Source organism: Sphingobacterium sp. GW821-FHT03E03 (genome assembly GCF_059420745.1).
In genome coordinates this window covers 99821-123741 of sequence record NZ_JBWKUH010000007.1, presented here as the reverse complement: position 1 = coordinate 123741, position 23921 = coordinate 99821, and the positions used below count along the sequence as shown (strand labels likewise).

Sequence of the window (23921 nt, the reverse complement as noted above, 5' to 3'; positions counted from 1 at the left end):
TTTTTTGTGTTAGAATTGGACGTTTAATCCGAAATTGTATACTTTTTGAAGCGGATATCTTAGACCATTCCCCCCCATCTCTGGATCCCAGAGATCAAAACTACTTTTGACGAACAGGTTACTGGCATTTAGATAAAGTCTGATTGGTCCCACTCCCATTTTATCAAGCATCTTGCTCGAGAGATTATAGCCCAATTCCACTGTTTTTAGCCGTAAAAACGAACCTTTACGCATCCACCAGCTGGAAGATTCAAGATTATTCCGGTTCAGATTCGGGCTTAAGCGAGGCCAAAAGGCATATATATTACCGTTCTCCTCGGACCAGTGATCATCGGCAATAGCTTGTAACAAACCATGTTGATAGGCACCATTCATAACAAAAGGACTGGTTTTATCGGGGTCGATCCAGAAAGAAGACCGGCCGGACCCCTGAAAGAATCCACTAAGATCAAAGTTCTTATAGCCTACTGACAATCCAAAACCATAAATAATTTCAGGTACCGTCGGCAAGCCCAATGGGACATAGTCCTGTGATGTGATAATTCCATCTCCGTTCATATCTCGATATTTAATATCGCCTCCCATGACCTCACCGAAAGTCTGAACAGGAGAATTTTTCACCTCTTCATTATCGACAAATAGCCGCTCAGCGATCAGCCCATACCCTTGACTAAGAGAACGACCGACCTTAGAAAGATAAGCTAAATTGGATGGGTAATTAGGTTCTTCATTTACAATCAATTTGCTGGTTGCATAGGTAAACGTTCCTCTAGCCTGTATCCACATATCACCAAAATTCTTACTGTAATCTATAGAAAGGTCGATACCTTTTCCTTCAGCCTCCCCCACATTAGCCCGTATGCCTGCAGATAATCCCATTGTTGTAGGAATATAAGACCTATTCATTAGAATATTATTTCTACGTGTCTTGTAGGCATCCAAAATAATATTGACACTGTTAAACAGACTGATATCCATCCCTAGGTTGACCGTCGACGCTTGTTCCCAGGTAATCGCTTCGTTTGCGTATCTGGAAATTGTCACCCCCGGTTTACTATATATATAATTTGTACCAAAAGCTGATCCGTGACTACCATCTTTTAGATTCACATCTGATAAATAAAAGAAACGATCATCTGGATCACCAATCTGATCATTACCGATCAAACCGTAAGTTGCTCTAAATTTTAGTTTCGTTATAGTCTGTCTTAATGGTCTAAAAAACTCCTCATTCGATGCATTCCAGGCAGCCCCAATTGAAGGGAAGAAGCCATAACGATGATTCTTTGCAAAACGTTCAGAACCATTTAGTCCAAAATTTGCTTCAAACAGATATCTGTTATCGTAGCCATACGTAAATCTCCCCGATAGTCCCTGATTTCTATAAGGGAGAGAAGTCTGAAGCTTATCTGCATCACCAGTTACAAAACTCCGTAGTTGGGTAACCAACAAACCTCCTACACTATGTTTTTCGGAGAAGGTGTGATTGTAGTTAATAGCAGCCTCCAGATAAGAAACTGTATTTGCAACTTTAGCTCCTCGCTTAAAATCCAAATACTCCGTGGCATCTTTCTCATTGAGCAATTCCAATGAATATTTGTCACCTTCTGTACTAGTTGCATTTGCCCGATAATAAAAAGGAGTATATCTCCTACTCAGATCAAAATAAGAATAGCGCTGTGTATAAGCCATAAGCCTTGCACTCAGGCCTTCTGTAAGGAATTTAAAATCTTGCTTAATTTCAAGTTGTACATTTAATGTTGATGAATTTGATTGCTGAAATCCTGAAACCATTTCTGCATACGGATTGAAATACATCGCCTCCGTCTGCCCGTTGATTCTGGCATTCCCAAATAATGGATGTTCGGCATAAGGCATATCAGATGCCGGAAAAACAGCCGGAAAATTAACAGGATTTGCAGCTATTGCTCCCTGAAAGATATTTCCCCCTCCACCAATTGGTCCTTGATAGTCATCAAAGCTTCCCGAAGTTCGTACAATTCCCTCTGTTGTAGGTGTCAGTTTAACATTGACATTTGAACGGATCTGATAACTTTTCAGGTTAATATTATTATCGAATTTATTTCCATGGTCAGACTTTAACACACCATTATCTACGTTATAAGTTCCTGCAATATAAAATTGTGCGTTTTTCCCCCCACCACTCATATTCATATTAAATCGCTGGTTGATCGTGTAATCTTTGATCAACAAACCAATCCAGTCATTATTGGGGTAAAGAAAAGGGTTTTCCCCTGCTATTGTGCGATCTATCTTATTCTGGCTGTAAGGTAGGTCTTCAAGTGCATTTCTAGTCAATACAGCTTCATTCGCCAGCTTCATATAGGTGATATTGTCCGCCAATTTGAAATTTTGTGTATTCGATGAAATCGAATTCTCTGCCCTCACATTGAATTTTGTTTTTCCTGTGATACCGGATTTCGTAGTCACCAACACCACACCATTAGCTCCCCTAGCCCCATACAGCGACGATGCTGCTGCATCTTTTAAGACGGAAAAACCGGAGATATCATCGGGTTGTAATCTCGCCAATGCGTTAGAAGTGGATTCCATACCATCAATCAAAATCAATGGATCTACCTTCCCACTTCCAAATGTCGTGATCCCGCGAATAAAAAACTGTGCATTATCAGCGCCGGGTTCACCGCTCCGTTGAAAGGCTACAACGCCAGACAGCCTTCCCGCAAGCATCGTTGTCAGATTGCTGGTCGGTCCTTTCAATTCTTTCGGATTAATTGTTGTAATGGAACTGACCATACTCTCTTTTTTCTGATGACCATAAGCGACTACAACCACCTCATCCAGTTCGCTCTTATCTTCTGTTAACTGCACATCTATCTGTTGAAGCCCATCAATCGGCACTTCCTTTTTTGCATAACCAACGATAGAGAAAACAAGAATTCCCTTAGGATTCGACACTTTGAGACTATAATTCCCCTCAACGTCTGTCGTAGTTCCATTGCTTGTCCCCTTTTCCACAACAGAAACTCCCTGTAATTTTTTATCCCCTTCCCCTGAAACAATACCTTTAATCGAATGCTGAATGATCCGGTTCTCTTTACTTTTGGAGATAATAATCATTCTTTCCTCTATCGCATACTCCAGCCCTAAGTTAGCTGTAACTTCCTTCAACGCCTCGTCAACTGTGGCATTCTTAACTCGAAAATTTGTCTTTTTTAACGGGTTGATCAAATCTATATTATAGAACATGTCGTACCCAGATTGTTTCTTGATCTCTTTCAGCACAGTTTCTACAGCTGCATTTTTCAGCTCGGGATTGATACGTTGGCCATAGCCCTCCGCAAATGCCGAAATTGAAAATAAAAATGTAATTACAAATGTTAGCTTCATTATGATTAGATGCTTGCGAGTACATATTACAATCCCAAATAGGCGCTGTAATAAACAATACAAATGCTTGTATTGAACTTTTAAATTCATACTTTTGTGATGTTAGGTTTTTAGAAAATTTTGTATTACCCTAATGTTCGCCGACGGTATGGCAGTACTGTCGGTTTTTTTTGATTAAGTTTCTTTCCCCATTTATTTTTCAAATTTTAGTGTAGTTCCCGTTCGGTTAATCTTGATATTTGCTGTGCGCGCGATCACATTCAGCGCTTTGTCCAGCTCATAATTTCTTGGTATAGTTCCACTAAACGTAAGTGCAGGAAGGGTTTCAAGATCCACATCAATATTGTACCATCTGGCGAAATCCTTCATAATTTCCTTTAATGTTGCATTATCATAAACAAATACACCATTCTTCCAGCCCAATACCTGCTCCTCGTTTTCAGTCTTATCTTGTTTCAAAGCTTTGGATTTTTTATCGAGGACAATTTGTTCACCAGGTTTAAGGATATACTCCTTCTGGGGTGATGATCCGATCAGATTCTGTACAGACACTTTACCATGAAACAAAGTGGTTTTAGTCGTTTGTTCATTTTCATAATTGTTGACATTAAACTTGGTTCCGTATACCTTAATCCGTTGATCGTGTGTTTTAACTATAAATGGCTTACGCTTATTGGTTTCTACGTCAAAAAATCCCTCTCCTTGAAGTTCGACCTCCCGTTGATCCTCTGCATAAAAAAGTGGAAATTTAAGTTGAGAATCAGAATTTAGAACCACAACACTACCATCAGTAAGATAAATGCGAGATTGTCTGCCTTTGGCTGTCCGGATTGTTTGATAAATGACTTGAGGCTTAAGATTAGGCATACTATCCAGTACTTTAACATGGATATCCCCTAAACTATCCTGTAGAATCACAGTTCCATTTTCCCGCAATAACTCAACATTGGAAGTACCATCCAGCTTTATCTCTTTACCATTACTTGTTATCAATGTGCTTCGGTTATCTGCTATTCTTATACCGCCAGACTCATCGTCAACACGTGTGTACCATAGCACTGAAATTGCACAGATTATTGAAGCTGCAGCAGCAATTGATATCCATGCGAATAGTTTCTTGTTGTTCTTTTTTCGGTTCTGATAAAAATATTCACGGTCGAAATATTCATCAAGCTGCTGAATAGCCATTCTAGCCTGATCATCTAACTCAATTTCCTCTTCATGCTCCAAATCTTCCAAAATCAGTTCCTTGAGAAGTTTTGCATACTCCTTCTGGCGCATGTAATGCATTAACAAATGGATTTCTTCATCCGTGCACTGTTTAGCAAGATATCTTCTATATAAGTTTATTAATTTGGTTTGTTCCACAGTATAATTGGTCTTACTTTAACTCTATATACGTAAGCCAAAAAAATATCAACTATGCCAAATAAAAAAAAATTGAAATACCTGCAAATATATCCTACGTCTTGCTCCTCTTGAGATCCCTAAGGGATATTTACCAATTTTAATATATAATGATTTGTAGCAGGACTGTGCTGATGTAGGTGAGAAATACAAGCTGGTGTTCCGCAAATAATATTACAAGAAAACAAAAGTAGTTGCGATTCTTAAGTGGGAAATATAGGGCGATATTGTAAATAATATTATAAAAAACAGTGGTTTCAGTTCCTAGGTGAGAAATGTAGGGTAGTATTCTGCGAATAGCATCATAAGAAAACAACAGTAGTTCCAATTCCAATGCGATTTAATGATACCAGTAGCTTTAACAATATGATTGTTGATTGTCGCTGTAGAAATATTCAACAATTTGGACACCTCATCATAGCTTCGGCCTTCGAGTTTACAGAGTACATATACTTCCCGACATCGTTCGGGAATAATGTCCAAGATATCATTGAGGTATTTCTCCATTTCTTTATAAGAGACCTCCGCTTCAATATCATTTACACATTTGCCTTTGGATAGAATCATCAACTGTTCACTCTTAGCTTGATCCGAAGCAATTTTCCGAAAATAGTCGTAAACTGTGCTCTGTGCAATTGTATAGAGATAGGATTTAAAATTTTTTGAAACATCAATCTGTGCTCTATTCTGCCAGACCTTTACAAATACGTCCTGAACGATATCCTGTGCAAACTCCACCGATCTTACCTGCTTTAATATACGGCCAAAGATCTGTGCTCTATAGCCGTAATAGAGTTTCTCGAATGCCTGTTGATTTCCCTCAGCCAGTTGTAAGAGCAATATCGCGTTGTCCTCTAAACTCATAATTCTATTTCTATCGAAGTTCAATAATCCATGGTTTTTCAATTGCATTACGATGTGCGGAAAAATAATTCATACTTTCTTCACATGTGCTTTTCTAGGTACTTGACGAGTTGAAAATGGCAGCAAAATTTCGTTGGGCCACCTGACAGTCGCCTGACAATTGATCTTTAAACAAAAGAAATAATATAAATTAAATCAGAGATGTATAAAACACGCAAAAACATGTAAAATATTACGATATAACCGATGTGTTTTTCTTTTTAAAAAAAGGAAGTGTCAAATCGGTACATGCCTTACAAAATGAGTGTACTATTTTTCTCAGAGCACGAGCTGTTTCACTTCGAGAATAGTATCATGAAAATAGGTTTGCAATTGAGCCTGCCGCGTCGAAATGTTGAAGGTAAAAAGCTCAAAACTGGCACGAAATTCGATATCATTTGACCAGACATAATTAATTAAATACTTAAAAAAACATAAAAACTACAAAATCATTTTGAGTTGTAAACTAATCTAAAACCTATGATCGTATCATTAAGTACTTATTTAATTATTATTGGAATATTTTGTCTTTTAATAGTTATCAAACCCTTATATACCCGATTTATCAAAAAAGAGGAAAGTAAAAATGATGCCGTATTGTTACTGCTTCTCCTAACTATTCCGATCAATTGGTTTACACCAACGATCTTAACAGTTACAGACTGCAATAATTACACAAAAGAGGTTGTGCTGTTCCCAACAACAAAAGATGGCTTTAAAATTAACTATGGAAGGGCGACTTATATCTTGAATAAATCGGATCGGAATTTAACGTTTGAATATTACTATTATGGAGATAACACACCAGCCAAAGGAGAGGAAAACAAGGAAATTGAACCGAAGCAAAATGCGAAAGTAAATGTTATTTCGATCGATTATATCCTCTCAGAACCCGCCGAGAGTGTATCCACAAAATCGGCCGGTGCGACAAAAACTGTATTGAGATGTAAATAAATAGGATACAGCGCATTCGTTATTCTTGCTGTATCCAGGCAAATTTCCCTTTGTTTAAATAGATAATACCTCCACCACAAGATTCAGCCTGGTGAATGAAAATACCATCGTTTACCAATTTGATCTTATCCGCTTCCTTTACTTCTTCATCTGTAATTATTTCGCCATCGTCATTTACGTTGTTCCAATAAACTGCTTCTTTGGGCGCCTTTTCAAAAATACCTACCCAATCTATATCATCAAAACCTTGGCCCAGGATATCAGTACCCATCCCTAGGTATTTAATCTTTTTGTTCCCAAAAATAAATCTTAAGCCATATTTCTCATTTTTTGTATTTTGGACAATCTGCACTGTATCCGTCAAATTGTCTCCGTCCAAATCACAGTGTACCGTACTCGGTTTATGTGTGCGGGATAAGACTATCGTGTCTGGAACCGTCCGGTCTACGGTATTCCGAGGGGGCTCATCATTATTTAATTCAATCCTATTTTCGACCTGTTTGGACCTGGAACTTTCAGTACTTTTATCTTGACACCCCAGTACCATGCACACTGCCAAAATGAGAGGAACTATAAAACGATTTCTTGTCATCATGTATATCTTAAGAAGAAATGATCCAAATTAGATTAGTTATCACAATTCGCAATAAATATGGGTTTCGGCAATATTTTTACAGCTGTCTGGGGTTCTGACGTTCCCTTGATCTGGTCAAACTTCATTAATATGCCATCATAATGGTAGTCTGTGCTTTTATAGTCCAGTTCCTTTGCAGGTATCGCCCGATTGAGATATAGATTTTTGTCGGTATCATATCTGTAAGCTGCTAACTCTATTTCCTGATCCATATCATCATGGGTATTGTACCCATTATTTACCAGCTTGAAATCCGCATCAAAGGCGCTATCAAAAGATTGGTCTAAAAATTTCAGTTCCTCGAGCATAGAAAATTCTTCCTCTTTAGTAGATTTGCGAATAGGCGTATCCGACTGATCACTGACTGCATATAATCCTTCTTTGCCTATTTTGAGAATAAAGTCATTGTGATACAAACTACTTTGCATATGTTGCACAATAAAATCATTAAAATCACCACTGGCAAAATGATACATCAATTTGGGTATCTCAATACCACGATCATTGTCCAGGTTTTCTCGCTCCAATAAGGTAATCCTATCCATCTTTTCATTAAACAGATGAACACTAGGAAAGTCTTTACAATTTGCATCCTCATTAAAAAGTGGCTGCATCTTATCTGGAAACTTTCCCACCAAAATCGCACTACTCAAACGATCCCCCATGAAACAAACACGCATCCCGCCTTTGATAGTCGGATTTTTCCGCGCATAAACATAAAATTGAGCGTCAGGATTTTTAGGTTGTAAATAAATAAGATCATTTTCGATCTTCCAGGTACCTTTTATTAATGTTCCGTACGCTATTATCAAAAATGTCTTGTTTTTGTTTATAACAAAGGCTGCATCTGAAGATTTATATACCCCGTCAATATGTTGTTCGCTTTGTTGTGCACAGACAAGATTAACGCATAATGTCAATAACAGCACAATTAGTTTATTAAATTTCAATTGCATAGATTCAATATTTAGTTAAATATTGCAAAAATGTCAAAAGATAAATTGGTTATTAACAATTAAGTGGTGGGAGAATAAATTTTCGAAGGTCTTTCACCAATATTTGATTCTCCCAATCGCTAGGTCATAAATCAAAATGATCAATAAAGATCATATGAAAACGATATACTAAACCACGATTACAATCTATACTATCACAGATAAGGATGTTGCCAGGGCATTCGATAAGGTCTTTTCAATAACTTGGTTGCTTCGGGATCACCGGTGCATATTTTTTTCAATGGATCATATTCTAACGGTCTATTTAATTGCATAGAAATATTGGCAAGTATACAACAGGCTGTCGATATATAGCCCTCTTCGATGTCAGCTACAGGCAATCGATCATGTTCTATTGCAGACAATAGATCCAATAGATGTTGTCGTGTGGCAGGAGCTGTGTGCAATTCAATTCTAGGTTCTTCCAGATCAGCTGGAAATTTATCTTTTTCATAAACTACGTCTTTTTTAATGGGAGTACCTTTACCAACTGGAATAAACTCATATTTCATCACACTTCCTTTTAGCGTTCCTTTATCCCCATAGATAATAAACGCCCAAGGATATTCAGGATCCACAGGATTGCCCCAAGTGCGATGTTGCCATATACAATTAAGCTCATCATATTCAAATACCGCTGTCTGTGTATCCGCAATAGTCGACTTTCCCTCTTTTTGCACATAGATTCCCCCTGTTGCACTAATTTTCTTTGGCCATTTGAGTTGTAATAACCAACGTACAGTATCAAACATATGCATACCCATATCACCTGTGATACCATTCCCATATTCCATAAAAGTTCGCCACCAACCGCCATGGGGTAAACCGTCGTAAGGGCGTAAAGGGGCCGGACCGGTCCATAGTTCATAATCAAGAAAGTCCGGAACTTGCTCCAGTGCCGGATTACCGTTCCTTCTCATATGATAGTAACAGCACATTTCCACATGCGATATCTTACCAAGTAAACCTGGATCTATAATCCGCTGTTTAGCGTCAATCAGATGCGCTGTACTCCGTCGTTGTGTTCCTACCTGTACTTTTTTATTATATTTTCGTGCACATTGGAGTATTGCTTCGCCCTCAAGTACATCAACACTAACGGGTTTTTGCAAATAGATATGTGCTCCCGAACGTATCGCATCTATGGCTTGCCGCGCATGCCAATGATCAGGCGTGCCGATCAGAATGAGATCAAATTGATGATCGGCAAGCATTTTCCGGTAATCTTTGTAGAGCTTTGGAATCTGTCCTGAGCGTTGGCGTTCGGCGACCAATCGTCCCGCCTCCTGCAAATGACGGTTATCAACATCACAAATCGCAACCACATTGACATCACAAACCTGCATCAGCCTAAATAGATCGCTTTTTCCATACCAACCCGCTCCGATCAGTCCGACTTTGATATTTTTAGGCAGACGTTCAAAGGATAATCCTTTAACCTCTAAAGCGGATAAAGTAACAAATGCACTTGCACCCAAAATGAAGTTTCTTCGGTTTAGCGTATAATCAACCATAATTTACGGGCTTATTGTTTAGTTTAGTATAAAATAAAACAATAAACTGAAGATAATGTTTATTGAGCTATCATTTTTCAATTGTATCCATTATCACCATAGCACTTTGTAAACTGTTCGCATTTCTATTTTTTCCGTATACTTTATATACAAGACATTGCAGAAAACAGATCGTCAATATACCTATTTCGCCTTCTCAGATAAAAATACAATGTGATCAACGACATGGATGACACCATTATCCGGAACTAAATTAGATGTACGGATTTGCCATTGATTATTGGTCCCTTCATTGATGAGCCCAACATAGGTACTCGTATGGGACAAATACATAATTTCACCTTTTTCAGTCCTATAGGCAATTGGTTTGTTACTTGGAGCCAAGGCAGGATCGCTAAAATTCACTATCGCCTTTACAATATGATAACGCAAAATATCCTTCAATATCGGCACCGGAATAGCGGCAATATTGTCGTATTTATTTTCTTTTAAATATGCTGTAAAAGCTTGATTGGTGGGCAGAATAAAGGTCGCTTTTTCTGTACGTTCATACAATGCTTCATCCTTACATTGCAAGATAACTTGTTTCAGTAAGGACAACGAATCCTTCCCCTGAATATATGTCCATGCTGACATATTCAGTTTACTATTGTCTTCCGCGTAGTCATATTCAAAGCTTTCTTGTATTTCGCAACTAGAGAACAATGACAGCATACCAAAACCGCATAGAAAAAAAATAACGATATATTTTATCCTCTTCATAAGATTATCTATAAAATTCATTTTGTTGCAAATTTGGGTTTTTAAGAAGTTCACCTTCGTGTATTGGCCACAGCAAATTTTGTTTATCGGAGAGGCCATTGATCGGCTTCATTGTCGAAATAGCGGTTTCACTTCGCAGGAGATCAAACCAACGGTGTCCCTCAAAACAAAGTTCTACAGATCGCTCGTGCAAAATACTAGCAACTAAACTTCCGAATTGGCTTTGCGCCTTATTTTGATCTAAAGCTGGAAGCCCTGCACGGATGCGGATCGGGTTTAGTAAGTCCAATGCTTCGACAGGCTGATTTAAATGGGCATGAGCTTCAGACTTTAGTAATAGGATATCGGCCAATCGTGTTAATACAATATTGCCAGCTGAGGGTTCTGGGCTCTCATCATTAAATCCTTGTCCAAAAAACTTCCATATCTTACGGGGCTGAACTTGAGATACATCGTAAATACGAGGTTTGCGAAAATCTTCAGGTTCGATTGACGCTATAAAACCCGCACTGGGTACATAATCACTATCCGATCCATTGGCATACCAGACACGGAGCTTATTGGGTTGCACTTCATTGTATCCGACTTCAAAGATACTTTCGGTACTGCTTCCTTTTACAAAGATGTTATTCCAATCCTCAATTGGCACCAAGGCATATTGCGGATCTGCTAGTACTTTTTCAGCCATTTCTATCGCCTGCGCATATTTTTTTTGCCACATATAGAGCTGCGTCAGAAAAGCATAAGCTGCTCCTTTGGTAATCAGTACACGGTTTCTGGCACCCGAATAGGTTGTGGCACAATTCTCCGTTGCCAAAATTAAATCTGCTTCAACCTTGGCTAATACCTCCGCCTCAGTGTTCTTCTTGACAAACAGGTCCTGATCCAATCCCTCATATGGCTCCGTAACCAAAGGTACCTGCCCCCATATCCGAACCAAGTAAAAATAAGCTAGTGCCCTTAAGGCATGAGCCTGCCCAAGTAATTGTCTTTTAAGTTCGCTATCTTCAGTTCCGAATGCCTGTGGAATATATTTGATCGCATAGTTCGCCCGGGATATAACAGTATAAAAATTATCCCAACGCGCCGAATTGATAACCGGAGTCAGTGTGTTCTGTTGCAGCGCAGCAGGGTCACCGGCATGACGGGTCACAATATTATCGGCCCGCCCTTCTCCCCAGTAAGCAAAATTCTGGCGAAAAAGAGATTGCAGACCATTATAGATGCCATTGACACCAGCCTGCGCATCACTGGGCTTTTTATAGTAGCCCTGTCCAGAGACATTACTAATAGGCTCCTTATCCAGCAACGAATTCGAACAACCGCTAACGGATAAAAATAGAAAAGAACAAAATGTATATTTTAACAATTTTTTCATCACGATTTATTAAAGACCAAGGATTAAACCAAACATAAATGTGCGGCTCTGTGGATAAGAGCCCTCATCCAATCCTACACGAAGACCAGAATAGGAATTAACATCGGGATCAAAACCGGTATACTTTGTCCAAGTAATCAGATTTGTAGCGGTAACAAAAGCATCGAGCTTACGCAAACCGATACGTTTGCTCCAAGAAGGGTCAAAAGAATACCTCAAATTGATGTTTTTTAACTTCAGATAAGAGCCATCTTCGACCCACCTGCTTTGCACCCGACTATCAGACTGTTTTGGATCATCCCGAATCAATCGAGGAAAATCTGTTTGATCTCCCTGTTCCCGCCACCGGTTAAGAGCGTCAGTAGACAGATTATTATAACGAACAATTGAATTGCGCTGATGATTCAACTCACTATAAATCTGATTACCCACCGAGTATTGAAAAAACACATTCAAATGAAAATTCTTATAGCTAAAATCATTAGAGATCCCTCCGAAATACTTCGGTTCAGCATAACCAATAATCTCGCGGTCATTTTGATCGATAATATTATCATTGTTCACATCCTTCCAAATGGGATCTCCACCGGCAAATACCGGTCCATTCGCGCCATTTGTTACCCCACTTGTATTGTCTTCATCTCGCGCATACACACCAAGATAACGCCATCCATAAAATACACCTATAGGTAAGCCTTCCTGTAGGATATGGAAAGCCCCATTTTGAATATGACCGCCAGTCAGAAGATTCTTAGGCAACGATGTAACTTTATTTCTATTTAAGCTGACGTTTATATTTGTGTTCCAACTAAAAGCTCCCTCCAGATTACGGGTCTGTAGGCTAAACTCTAATCCTCGATTCTCAATAGATCCTATATTTTGTGTAATAAATTCAAATCCCGTAGTCCCGGGCATGGGCACATTATAAAGCAGATCTTTCGTTTTCTTCAAGTAGGCATCCGTAGAAAACAGGATTCTATTTTTTAAAAAGCCAAGCTCTAACCCGAGGTTATATTGACGCGTTGTTTCCCAAGTAAGGCTCGGATTGGGCATCACAGTTGGTGCCGCTCCCGAAAAATCCAAATAGTTCGTTCCTAAAGTAAACTCTCCTCTCGCGGCATAATCACCGATGGCCTCGTTTCCGGTACTTCCAAGGCTAAAACGAAGCTTACCATCGCTAAGCCAACCCAAATTCTTGATCCCTTTTTCTTCAACAAAACGCCAGCCCGCTGACGCAGAGGGAAAGAATCCAAACCGTCGGTTACGACCAAAACGGGAAGAGCCGTCTGTACGAAGGTTGAATTCCAACAAATATTTTCCGAGATAGTCATAAGTTACCCGACCGAAATAAGAAAGCATCGCATGTTCCGAAGCGATATTTACACCTGCGTTTGAAATGATGGATGCACCGTTCAATGTCCGAATATCATCACTCGGAAAGTATTCTCCATCGAGACCTGTCCGGTCATAACGCCATTTCTGAAAACTTATTCCCAATACCGCCCCAATATTGTGCTCATTAGCTACATTTTTAGCATAGGTAAAATAACTCTCATTGCCCCAGGTAAGGTTTCCGGAAGATCGTACAGCACCTTTATTATACCCCTCGCGGTAATCCAATATGGATGGCATAAATTCATCTTCTTTCATTGAAATATAATCCAGGTTTACATTGCTTCGGAATTTAAGATCTTTATAAAGATCAATTTCCAGATATTGGCTTCCAACGATGCGATTACTCTTGTTCAGATTGGTTGCAAACAAAGCCATCCCAACGGGATTCCGCTGTCCGATCATATAACCATTCAGTGATCCATTGGGTAGATACATCGACATAATAGGTGGCCGTATCAATAAACTCCGGATAATACTCAGATTCCCTGAACCTGCAGCATTTGTCCGGTTGTTGACTGCATTTGTATAGGAAATACTCTGGCCTATCCTGATCCGATCGGAAATCGTAAAGTCGACATTCAATCGGGAGGTAAATCGCTTGTAATTGGAATTCAAGATCACACCATCCTGATCCAAATATGATGAACTCCAGGCATATTTTGTCCCTTGATTCCCTCCTCGTACAGAGAGATCCAACTTATATTGCTTTGCTGAACGCATCAACTCATCCTGCCAGTCCACGTCACCACTGTTCATGGGATTGAGCGAATCAATAATTGTATAAAATGGTTCCTCAGGTTTCGCCATCCCCCGATAGGAATCCAAAACTGCTTCTCGATATTGCCTTGCGTTCAAAACACTTAGTTTGCGGGTCAGGGCGCTCACTCCCGCAGTTGCATTTAATATCACCTCGGGTCTACCTTCAGCACCTCGTTTCGTCGTAATCATCACGACTCCATTGGCAGCTCTAGAACCGTAAATCGCGGTAGACGCAGCATCTTTCAGAATCTCAATCGAAGCGATATCGTTCGGATTGATATCCGTCATCGGGTTCAGCCCAGAATTTTCAGTACCGTTTAAAGAAGAAATGGAATTGGATTCCAGTGGAATTCCGTCTACAACAAAAAGCGGATTGTTTCCCGAATTCAATGAAGAACTCCCCCGAACGCGTATGCTCATCTCACCACCGGGTGCCCCGGAATTGGACGAAACCTGCACCCCCGCTGCCCGTCCCTGTAAAATTGAAATGGGATCCTGCAATGTTGTTTTAGCAATTTCTGAAGCGCCAACGGAAACAATAGATCCTGTTAGATTTCGTTTTTTCTGACGCCCATATCCCACCACAACGGTCTCTTCCATCAAATTGGAAACAGCAACTAGTGCGATCGTATAGCTTGCACGTGAGTCTATTTTTATCGTCTGACTCGAATAGCCCACAAATGAAAAAGTAATAGATTGCCCTATAGCCACGTCATCTACTACAAAGCCTCCCCTTTTATCCGTACTCACCGTCACATTTTTTGTATTGCTGAGTTTTAAGGTAACTCCAAGTAAAGGCGACTTTGTGGTCGCATCAATCACGTTACCAGTGATCGTCTTTTGCTGAGCCCCCACAATTCCAGGAAAAATTAAAATACTGCACAAAAAAAATAAGGATAAAACATAATATGGTCCTTTAAGGTTACACTGGTTAGCACTAAATTTCATATGAAGACTTTAAGTTTATATCACATATTAACTATCGATAACGATTAATAAAAAATATTTTAATGAAAACATTTACATTAAAACATTAAGCATTATCAAATAATTAACGTTTGAAAAAAAACAATAGTATGCGTAGTGCTAATTTTAGTAACATTTATGTGACGAAACCACTTTCAAGAAACATTATATTGTCCCACTATCTATTTCATGAATACTATTTTCTTTCCCAATCAAGTCAATAAAAATTCCAAATGGGTTTTTCAAAATTTTGACGAACATCAAACCGCAGACTGCCTTGCTTGCGAAAATTATCATAATTTCGAATAGAAGGCATAAAGCAGGTCAAAAAAAAGCCCTAGAGCGGGGAACTCTAGGGTCTTAGCCATATATTAACCTATTTTATGAAAAGTATTTGCATTATTAACGCATTATTGTGGCAACTTATTTTGTGCTATATTGAAAAAAATTAATAATTATAAAAAAATCCCATCTATAGCGCTATAAATGGGATTTTTTATGCGATACAAAATAAGATTTTTTTATTTGATCGTTACTGCAAAAGCATATTCATCTGGAGGAAGACATTGTGATGCATCACATGCTTGCCATTCCACACTACCTTTCACAGTTGCTGTTCCTTTTTTCAAAGTCACCTTTTGTTGGAAGATCACCTCATTTGTAAAATATCCTACATCCATTTTAAAAACCTCTTCGTGCTTTACTTTTGGTTTTGGTTCAGCAGTTTTTCCTGCCAATACATAATCGGTCGCATTAGCAAATGTGAAAGAAGTCGGAGTAGGTCCGCCATCCTTTACATTTTGCGAATAAATATGCCAGCCATTTTGAATGGTAGCTTTTACATAGACGACTGCCTCTTTGTTGTTCAGCTTTTTGCTAGCTACAGTCCATTTTACCGGTTTGTGAATCTGAGCAAAAGCACCAGTTATCATAAAAATAACTGCAGTCATCAACAATACTAATTTTTTCATTTTTTTATATTTATTTTGGTTTATTACACGATGTCCATTCTCCTACCTTCATATCTATTTTCCTCTATATGTAAATATGACGATATGGAAAGACAAAAAACGCTACAACAATATTCGCTATAAACAATATAAAACACAACAACAGGTTGATAAAACAATAAATTTTATTGAAAACAATGTAAAAAACAATACGATTTACATTTATACAACACGTTTTTCAATATTCTCCCCTTATTTTTTTGTGTCCTAAAAAATGAAAACAACCACTATATCATACTGGCTATACCACCCAAAGTCTACTATTATCCACTTAAAATCAGAGACAACAGATTTGTTACGTTGCAGTGTTTGTCAAAAATCATCTTTGGCACAGAAATCGCACTATATAAAACTCATAATTTAGGTTAATAATTGGTTAGGTTAGACCGCTTGAAGTTCCCCGCTTCAAGCGGTTTTTTTATTATAAATCTTCATATTCAAATCCATACTGACACATAGCTGTCAATATCCAAACTTATCTTTGACGTAGGATAAAAAAACAGAACGACCTATCATTTGTTCAATAAGGATGGGTAGAAAAAACAAGATCATTGTATCAAAAAATATTAAACTAATATATACCAAAACAAGATGAACACACTTCAACAACTAAAATCTGAACTTGAAAATGAGTATCAGATCACTAAAAATTTTATCGAACTTTTTCCAGAAGGCAAAAATGACTATGCCCCACATGAAAAAAGTATGAAAATCATGCCCCTTGCGACCCATCTCGTGGAGGTATTTGAATGGCCAAGTACAATTTTGAAAACGTCTGAACTGGATTTTGCCGATGGTGGCTACACGCCTACTATCCTATCAACGCGGGAAGACTTACTCAAGAAACTAGACCAAGATTATTACGCAGGCAAAATAGCCTTAGAAAATGCGGCCGAAGATGATTTAAATCCAATTTGGACCATAAAAAGCGCTGGTCAAAAACTCGCAAGCTGGACAAAATATGAAGCAATCCGTCATTCTTTAAATCAGATTACACATCACAGGGCACAGCTAGGTGTTTATTATAGGCTGAATAATATCCCCTTACCGTCAAGTTACGGACCTTCTGCTGATTCACAGAACTTTTAGTATAGTCCAACATAACTATAGTTTTTTGAATGAATATGCATGAAAACAGTCCGCGATCGACCTTCACTTATGATCTAAGACTGTTTTTATACAATTTCGCTATGCGCCCTATCCCAACCTGCTTCGTCCCTCAGCCGGGACAGCGTCAGGATGAATCCGTGGTGTTTCCGTAGTGAGTCCAAGGTGAGTCCGTGTTATACTCACTAAAACCACGTTCACATGATGGCCAGACTATCCTAACACCTACACTCAGGTATGGATAAAGCTCGAATCAGACACGAATAGTTCTCGAATAGTTACCGAAAATAGTCCAAATACTCGCACTCGCTTGCCGGAAACACGGTCTTTTGAGGTTAATAACCGTCCTATATCCATCAATCACACGAAGAGTCAATATAATGGCATAATTTTTGAAAAAAAATCAATTAACCAATTAGCGAATTATACTAAATAAGCTAGAGGTTCAAAGCAAATATAAGAAGCAGCATATTTAAACCTTGATTATGATTATTTTCGGAACAAGAACAAAGTTACTACAAAACAGCTCCAATGCAGCTGTTGGGACTTGCAATTATTGCAACACAGTCGGATCCTTATATGCCTACAAACAGGTTAAATACTTTCATATCTTTTGGTTCCCCATTTTTCCATATAGTACAGAGATTATTAGTGTATGTAATCATTGCAAAAAAGTAAATTACCAACGTGAGATTGCCCCCCAAACCCTTGCAACAATCCGTTCAAGCGGTATGCCGAAGACACCCGTTGGATATTTTTCTGGATTAATACTAATCGGTCTTTTCTTCGGATCTGCGGCCGCAGCGGGAATATCCGGATCCATCAAAACAAAAAAATACCTGGAAAGCCCGGCTGCTGGTGATGTATATGAAATCAAACGGAAAGAAAATGGGAAGTCCATGTACACGTTATACCGCGTGGCTAATGTCACGACGGATTCCATTACTTTCGACGTCAACGACTACGAAGCAGAGGGAACAAAAGGTCTTCGCAAATTGAGAAAAGAACGCAGCGATAGTTATTCAGAAAAGATTACTTTAGCCCGTGCAGAGGTGACCAAAATGAAAGCTGACAATCAAATATCTACGATAGAAAGAAAATAGAACTGGAGCTTATGGACAAATCCGTTCTTAAATGAAAAAACATATTATTCTAGTCAGCCTTATCCTGCTGAAATTTATCATTCAGTATCAATTGATAAGTCCAATATATGATTTACATCGGGATGAATTCTTACATTTAGATCAGGCCAATCACTTGGCTTGGGGATATTTATCAGTTCCACCGTTGACCTCTTGGCTTTCCTATCTCATCAAGATTTTAGGAAACTCCGTGTTCTGGATCAAATTTTTCCCTGCACTGTTTGGAGCGTTGACCATTCTTATCGTCTGGAAAACCATTGAAGAACTCAAAGGAGGTCTTTTTGCTTTGGTATTTGGTACATGCTGTGTTATTTTTTCAGTCTTATTTCGTTTAAATACGTTGTATCAACCCAACTCTTTTGATGTCCTGTCATGGACATTGATTTATTATTTTATCATAAAGTATTTAAACAGCGGACATCATAAATGGCTATACTTTATTGCAGTCACCTTTGCTTTGGGATTTTTAAACAAATATAATATCGCTTTTTTGATCCTAGGACTTATACCGGCCATTATAGCTGTTCCAGAACGTAAAGTATTATTCAATAGCAAACTTTATTATAGTATTCTAATTGCTTTTTTAATTATCCTGCCTAATTTAATCTGGCAATACATGAATAATTTCCCTGTTTTATATCATTTCAAAGAACTTGCTGAAACCCAGCTCATCAATGTCAACAGATGGAGCTTTATCCGATCTCAATTTCTATTTTTTTTCGGAACTTTTCCTGTTATTGGCTTTGGATTACATGCTTTATTATGCTATCCCGCATTTCGAAAATATCGGCTATTCTTTTTGTCTTTTTTAATTACAATCGGTATTTTTCTATTTTTAAAAGCTAAAGACTATTATGCAATCGGTATCTATCCCATTTATTTTGCTTTTGGTTCAGTCTATATTTCAACACTTTTAGAAAATAAAGCAGGAAGAATTCTAAAACCTCTTTTAATTGCACTTCCCCCTGTTTTCTTTATTCCTGTTTATATACTGACATTCCCCAACAGAAGTCCACAATATATTGCGAACCATCCCGAAAAATACCGCAAAATTGGTATGTTGACTTGGGAAGATGGTAAGGATCATCAACTTCCACAAGATTTTGCGGATATGCTGGGATGGCGGGAGCTCGCCCAAAAAGTAGATGACATTTATCGCAAAATTCCCAATCCACAAAATACACTCATCCTTTGTGATAACTATGGTCAGGCGGGCGCTATAAATTATTATTCCAAACTTGGAATCCGTGCAGTCACCTTCAACGCAGACTATATCAACTGGTTCGATTTTAGTCATGTGTTTTGCAACTTGATTCGTATAAAAAACTCAAGGGAAAACCAATCTGAAATGAATGAAACCGCTCCTTATTTTGTACAATCTATACGCTCAGATTCCATTACAAACAAGTATGCAAGAGAATATGGAACTGTGATTTTCACATTCATCAATGCAAAAATCAATATCAACCAACGAGTCAAGAACGAAGTCGAACAAGAACAACGACAACATATGTTGCCCGTTAAATAATTACTTAATATAGCGATCAGATGAAAACAGTATTATGGCAGGGAGTCGCTTTCCATTCCCTGGAGTATTTCAACATACAGGAAAATGATGATCATTATGTTGTAGCATCAAAAATTATAGGTTCCTATCAAAAAAAAATTTATTCGATCTACTATCAACTGATTATAAATAAACAGTGGGAGATCGAAGAATTTCTTATTGATTCCGAGGTCAATAGGACCAAAAACATCCTAACTGGGAAAAAAACGGATATCAATTGGGAAATCAATCATTTCGACAATCCAAGCTTCAGGGGTTTTCAATATATAGATATTTCTTTAACTCCCTTTACAAACACGCTACCGATAAACAATCTACAGCTTAAAATAGGTGATTCAAAAGAAATAGATATCATCTATATCGACCTAATAAACAGCGACATCACTCCCGTTCGGCAACGTTATACAAGGACACATTTATACGAATATCTGTATGAAAATATAGTCAGTGATTTTACAGCCCGTATTCAGGTGGATGAGAATGGACTGGTCCTAAACTATCCCGGTTTATTTGAAAAGATAGCTGGAAATTAGTTTCAATCATCCCGAAATAAAATCAATGCAAAGACTTCCCACAACCTTGTCCTAACAATACCTTCTGATCAAAAAACAAATCGGCACGTGTATAGGCTTTATAACTGTGCTACTAGATAACAGTGTTAGCACACGTTTTTTTACCTCCGTTTATATAAAATATTTCTATATTGGCTCCGAGTTTTTCATGCTAAACCGACAAATTCTATTTGGCAAGCTCTTAAACACATAATTATTAAAAAATCACAAAAAAACTTTATGTATAAAGCTATTTCACTGATCCTACTATTGTCTGCTTTCTATTGGCCTAGTACAAGTTATGCGCAAGAAAAAAATCATATCCCCCAGCTGATCCCTTTTCCTGAACAACTGGAATCATCTACGGGTTTCTTTCAAATAGCCGAGGGAGAACTTTCCTATACGATTGATTCCGAAATCTCCTCAAACTCCTTAGATCAATGGGTACGTCTTTCATTATTCGGGAAGATTCCTAAAAAGAAGGTGACACATGCCAATGCAACACTACGATTGGTTAAAAAAAACGGCCTTTTAAAAGAAGGTTATGAATTAACGATTGATAAAAAAGGAATACAGGTTTCTGCTTCTTCGGATCAGGGACTATTTTACGGACTACAGACAATACAACAGCTGTATCTTCTAGCTAAACCCAATGGCAGTATTCGTTTGCCATATCTGTCAATTAAGGATCAGCCAGCATTTCAGTGGCGCGGTGTGGAACTAGATGTAGCGCGGCACTTTTTCTCAAAAGATTATTTATATAAGTTTATCGATCTCTTGTCGTCCTATAAATTCAATAAGCTTCACCTGCATTTGACGGATGACCAAGGTTGGCGTATCGAAATAAAAAAGTATCCAAAACTTACTTCACAAGGTGCGTGGAGAACGTATAATAACCAAGATTCGGCCTGTCTTGCGAAAGCGAAAGATAACCCCGATTTCAATCTACCCAGCGAACACAAACGTATCAATAATGGACAGGAAGAGTATGGAGGATTTTACACACAACAGGATATCAGAGATATCGTCACCTATGCCTCGAGCAGACATGTGGAGATTATACCTGAGATAGATATGCCCGGACACATGATGATCGCAACAAAAGCCTATCCAGAACTACTCCTGGACAGTGAAACTGCAGGCTGGGGAAAACAGTTCTCGGTGCCAATCAGTCCATGGAAAGAAAGTAGTTATACATTCATAGAAAACGTACTGAGCGAGATTATCGAACTTTTCCCTTCCACTTATATTCATATTGGTGCCGACGAAGTGGAAAAAGACTCCTGGTCAAATTCAGCCATAGCTAAAGCATTTATGAAGGAGAAAGGCATAGCAAATTTACATGACTTACAAAGCTATTTTGTAAAACGCGTTAATAACTTCATACGTTCGAAAAACAAACGCAGCATCGGTTGGGATGAAATACTGGATGGTGGTTCGGATACATCGATGACAGTTATGTATTGGCGGGGATGGGTAAAAAATGCACCTCGTGAGGCGGTAAATCGTGGTCATCGTCTCATCATGACACCTACCAATCCGTTGTATTTTGATTACCTCCCCAATAGTAGTAGTTTGGATGCGGTGTATAACATGGCTGTCATACCATCCGATATTCCGAGCAACAAATCAAATTTAGTTCAGGGAGCGCAGGCAAACATATGGACAGAAATGATTCCGTCTACAGCCCGGTTAGAATTTATGATTCTGCCAAGATTGAGCGCCCTGGCAGAGCGGGTCTGGACCAACAAATCACTATATGAGAGCTATAGAAATAGATTAATCGCGCACTTTGGGCTCTGGAACAAAATGGGACTACGTTACCGTATGCCAGATTTAAATGGTTTTGCCGATAATCAAGTGATCATTAACGGGCAATCCACGTTGAAAATTGAGAATGAACTTCCAGAAAATGCAATACATTATACCACCGATGGTAGTCTACCAACTCAGAAAAGCCCGGTACTAAGCGATTCACTTATTGTCAAAAACGAAGGAGCCATACGTTTTGCAACGATATCTTCTTCAGGAGCAAAGAGCGAATTGTACCAGGTGAATTTCAAGAAAGACACCTGGAAAAGAGGTGTTACCGAAGATGTAAGGAATATGCGCGCAGGATTGACTGCAACGCTATTTAATGGAACATTTGCAAACACAGCTGCAATAACAGGCAAAGCGGTACGCCAGGAGATTATTAAGAATATCCATTTGAGTGATACGATTAAAATGCCTTCATTTGGCACAAAAATTAAGGGTTATCTATATGTGAAAGAAAAGGGGATCTATAATTTCTATTTCACTTGCGATGATGGTGGAGTTTTGCGCATACATGATCAGGTGGTCGTAGACAACGACGGACAACATGCTCCTATTATGAAAAGCGGACAGATCGCCTTAGAAAAAGGATATCACCCGATTAACATCGATTTCATAGAGGCCGGAGGTGGCTTTACGCTAAAACTTCAATATCGTGTTAATGCTTCCAAAGTTACCGACATACCCGACGATCATCTCTTTCATAAAAACTAAGGTTAAAAGGGGTGTCCGCAACGGATACCCCTATTTTTTTATTTTACTCATATCCCCCATAGTCTCTTTCAAATATTCAATTCCCAATGGCTTACTTTTTGAAAAGCTTCTTTACCATTTACATATTGAAAACTTAATTTTTCTTTGTCATCCAGCCCATATAAATCGTTGATTGAAAAAAACGTACCGGAACCTCGAACCCCGCTTCAACACATAACGCTGCAAGCCGATCCTCAGACACATGAAAAAGCTCCTTCTCTATCCTATTCAGTCGAAGACTGATCTGCTCTTCTGGTATGTCATCGGACAATAGAAGTCTTAGAATTTTCAGATTTTCTTTAATCATGCTGCTATCTCCTGTGATATCCAAGATCATAAGTGGTGCTCCTACAACCAGTCTTTTTCCAATCTCTTTCAGTAACGTTAGTTTATTTCCATTATCTTCAAGAAAATGAAGAACCAACAATAGCGTAGCCGCATCATATTTTTTATCGTTTTTCAAATCTTGGATCAGGGCTTCAACAAGTACAACGTTAGGATATCCCTCAAGTTTCTGCCGAGCCTGTTGAATCATTTCTGGGGAGGGGTCTATCCCTGTTATATTCCATGTTTTCCCTTTTGCGACAAGCTTCTGTATCTCATTACCAGTTCCACAGCCAACAACCAGCAGTTCTCCGGGATCCGTATCTGTCAACAGCTTAGGCAAACAATCCAAAAAATAATGATAATTGGGAATCCAGGCTTCAACGAACTGATCATAGCCACTCGCTCTTTCATTCTCAAATAATTCTACTTTATTCATATCTTTAAAAATACTACTTTGAAAAAAGGCAGATCAGGTGTTACGCTATAAAGATAGCTCAATTGAACCAGTATCTCTTTTAATTAATCCTTTTCAATTGAAAAAAATTATATTAAACTAACATTCTGACCAATAACCTCTAGCCAAATTTATTGGAAATACATCCCCCAACAA

General features: G+C 38.5%; 17 protein-coding genes. 6 read left to right on the top strand and 11 right to left on the bottom strand.

What is annotated here, in order from left to right; all coding sequences use genetic code 11:
- Window positions 1–9 precede the first annotated feature (9 nt).
- From AC07UV_RS10950 to AC07UV_RS10940, 3 genes are all read right to left on the bottom strand, one after another.
- The gene (locus tag AC07UV_RS10950) at window positions 10–3372 is read right to left on the bottom strand and encodes a TonB-dependent receptor (RefSeq protein WP_495183747.1); all 3363 of its coding nucleotides are present in this window, start codon (window positions 3370–3372) and stop codon (window positions 10–12) included.
- A 192-nt stretch (window positions 3373–3564) separates the two neighbouring features.
- Window positions 3565–4662, bottom strand: coding sequence for a FecR family protein (locus AC07UV_RS10945; protein ID WP_495183746.1), 1098 nt, complete (start codon window positions 4660–4662; stop codon window positions 3565–3567).
- A gap of 381 nt (window positions 4663–5043) precedes the next feature.
- Window positions 5044–5643 carry an RNA polymerase sigma factor gene (locus AC07UV_RS10940; protein ID WP_495183745.1) on the bottom strand — a complete coding sequence of 200 codons (600 nt, stop codon included), beginning with the start codon at window positions 5641–5643 and terminating at the stop codon, window positions 5044–5046.
- Window positions 5644–6162: 519 nt separating this feature from the next.
- On the opposite strand from AC07UV_RS10940, the gene AC07UV_RS10935 reads away from it, so the two are divergent.
- The gene (locus AC07UV_RS10935) at window positions 6163–6636 is read left to right on the top strand and encodes a hypothetical protein (protein WP_495183744.1); all 474 of its coding nucleotides are present in this window, start codon (window positions 6163–6165) and stop codon (window positions 6634–6636) included.
- A gap of 19 nt (window positions 6637–6655) precedes the next feature.
- Here AC07UV_RS10935 and AC07UV_RS10930 read toward each other — a convergent pair whose 3' ends face one another.
- From AC07UV_RS10930 to AC07UV_RS10900, 7 genes are all read right to left on the bottom strand, one after another.
- Window positions 6656–7231: a hypothetical protein gene (locus AC07UV_RS10930; protein ID WP_495183743.1), complete on the bottom strand. Its 576-nt coding sequence runs from the start codon at window positions 7229–7231 to the stop codon at window positions 6656–6658.
- Between the two features lie 32 nt (window positions 7232–7263).
- The gene (locus AC07UV_RS10925) at window positions 7264–8226 is read right to left on the bottom strand and encodes a hypothetical protein (RefSeq protein ID WP_495183742.1); all 963 of its coding nucleotides are present in this window, start codon (window positions 8224–8226) and stop codon (window positions 7264–7266) included.
- Between the two features lie 194 nt (window positions 8227–8420).
- The gene (locus tag AC07UV_RS10920) at window positions 8421–9779 is read right to left on the bottom strand and encodes a Gfo/Idh/MocA family protein (protein WP_495183741.1); all 1359 of its coding nucleotides are present in this window, start codon (window positions 9777–9779) and stop codon (window positions 8421–8423) included.
- 183 nt (window positions 9780–9962) lie between these two features.
- Window positions 9963–10541, bottom strand: coding sequence for a fasciclin domain-containing protein (locus tag AC07UV_RS10915; RefSeq protein ID WP_495183740.1), 579 nt, complete (start codon window positions 10539–10541; stop codon window positions 9963–9965).
- 4 nt (window positions 10542–10545) lie between these two features.
- Entirely contained in the window at window positions 10546–11919 is a 1374-nt protein-coding gene (locus tag AC07UV_RS10910) for a RagB/SusD family nutrient uptake outer membrane protein (protein WP_495183739.1), read from the bottom strand.
- A 9-nt stretch (window positions 11920–11928) separates the two neighbouring features.
- Window positions 11929–15021, bottom strand: a complete 3093-nt coding sequence (locus AC07UV_RS10905) for a SusC/RagA family TonB-linked outer membrane protein (protein WP_495183738.1) — start codon at window positions 15019–15021, stop codon at window positions 11929–11931.
- Window positions 15022–15560: 539 nt separating this feature from the next.
- Complete coding sequence (locus tag AC07UV_RS10900) at window positions 15561–16010, bottom strand: protein-disulfide reductase DsbD N-terminal domain-containing protein (RefSeq protein WP_495183737.1); 450 nt, start codon at window positions 16008–16010, stop codon at window positions 15561–15563.
- Window positions 16011–16640: 630 nt separating this feature from the next.
- Here AC07UV_RS10900 and AC07UV_RS10895 point away from each other — a divergent pair.
- The 5 genes from AC07UV_RS10895 to AC07UV_RS10875 all read left to right on the top strand — a co-directional run bounded on the left by AC07UV_RS10895 (window position 16641) and on the right by AC07UV_RS10875 (window position 22945).
- A complete protein-coding gene (locus AC07UV_RS10895; RefSeq protein ID WP_495183736.1) occupies window positions 16641–17138 on the top strand; it encodes a DinB family protein in 498 nt (165 codons plus the stop codon).
- Between the two features lie 503 nt (window positions 17139–17641).
- Complete coding sequence (locus AC07UV_RS10890) at window positions 17642–18259, top strand: zinc ribbon domain-containing protein (RefSeq protein WP_495183735.1); 618 nt, start codon at window positions 17642–17644, stop codon at window positions 18257–18259.
- 31 nt (window positions 18260–18290) lie between these two features.
- Window positions 18291–19826, top strand: coding sequence for a glycosyltransferase family 39 protein (locus AC07UV_RS10885; protein WP_495183734.1), 1536 nt, complete (start codon window positions 18291–18293; stop codon window positions 19824–19826).
- 20 nt (window positions 19827–19846) lie between these two features.
- Complete coding sequence (locus AC07UV_RS10880; RefSeq protein ID WP_495183733.1) at window positions 19847–20398, top strand: putative glycolipid-binding domain-containing protein; 552 nt, start codon at window positions 19847–19849, stop codon at window positions 20396–20398.
- 258 nt (window positions 20399–20656) lie between these two features.
- Window positions 20657–22945 carry a family 20 glycosylhydrolase gene (locus AC07UV_RS10875; protein WP_495183732.1) on the top strand — a complete coding sequence of 763 codons (2289 nt, stop codon included), beginning with the start codon at window positions 20657–20659 and terminating at the stop codon, window positions 22943–22945.
- A 133-nt stretch (window positions 22946–23078) separates the two neighbouring features.
- Here the strand turns inward: AC07UV_RS10875 and AC07UV_RS10870 are convergent, their stop codons facing one another.
- Window positions 23079–23747: a class I SAM-dependent methyltransferase gene (locus AC07UV_RS10870; protein ID WP_495183731.1), complete on the bottom strand. Its 669-nt coding sequence runs from the start codon at window positions 23745–23747 to the stop codon at window positions 23079–23081.
- Between the last annotated feature and the right edge of the window lie 174 nt (window positions 23748–23921).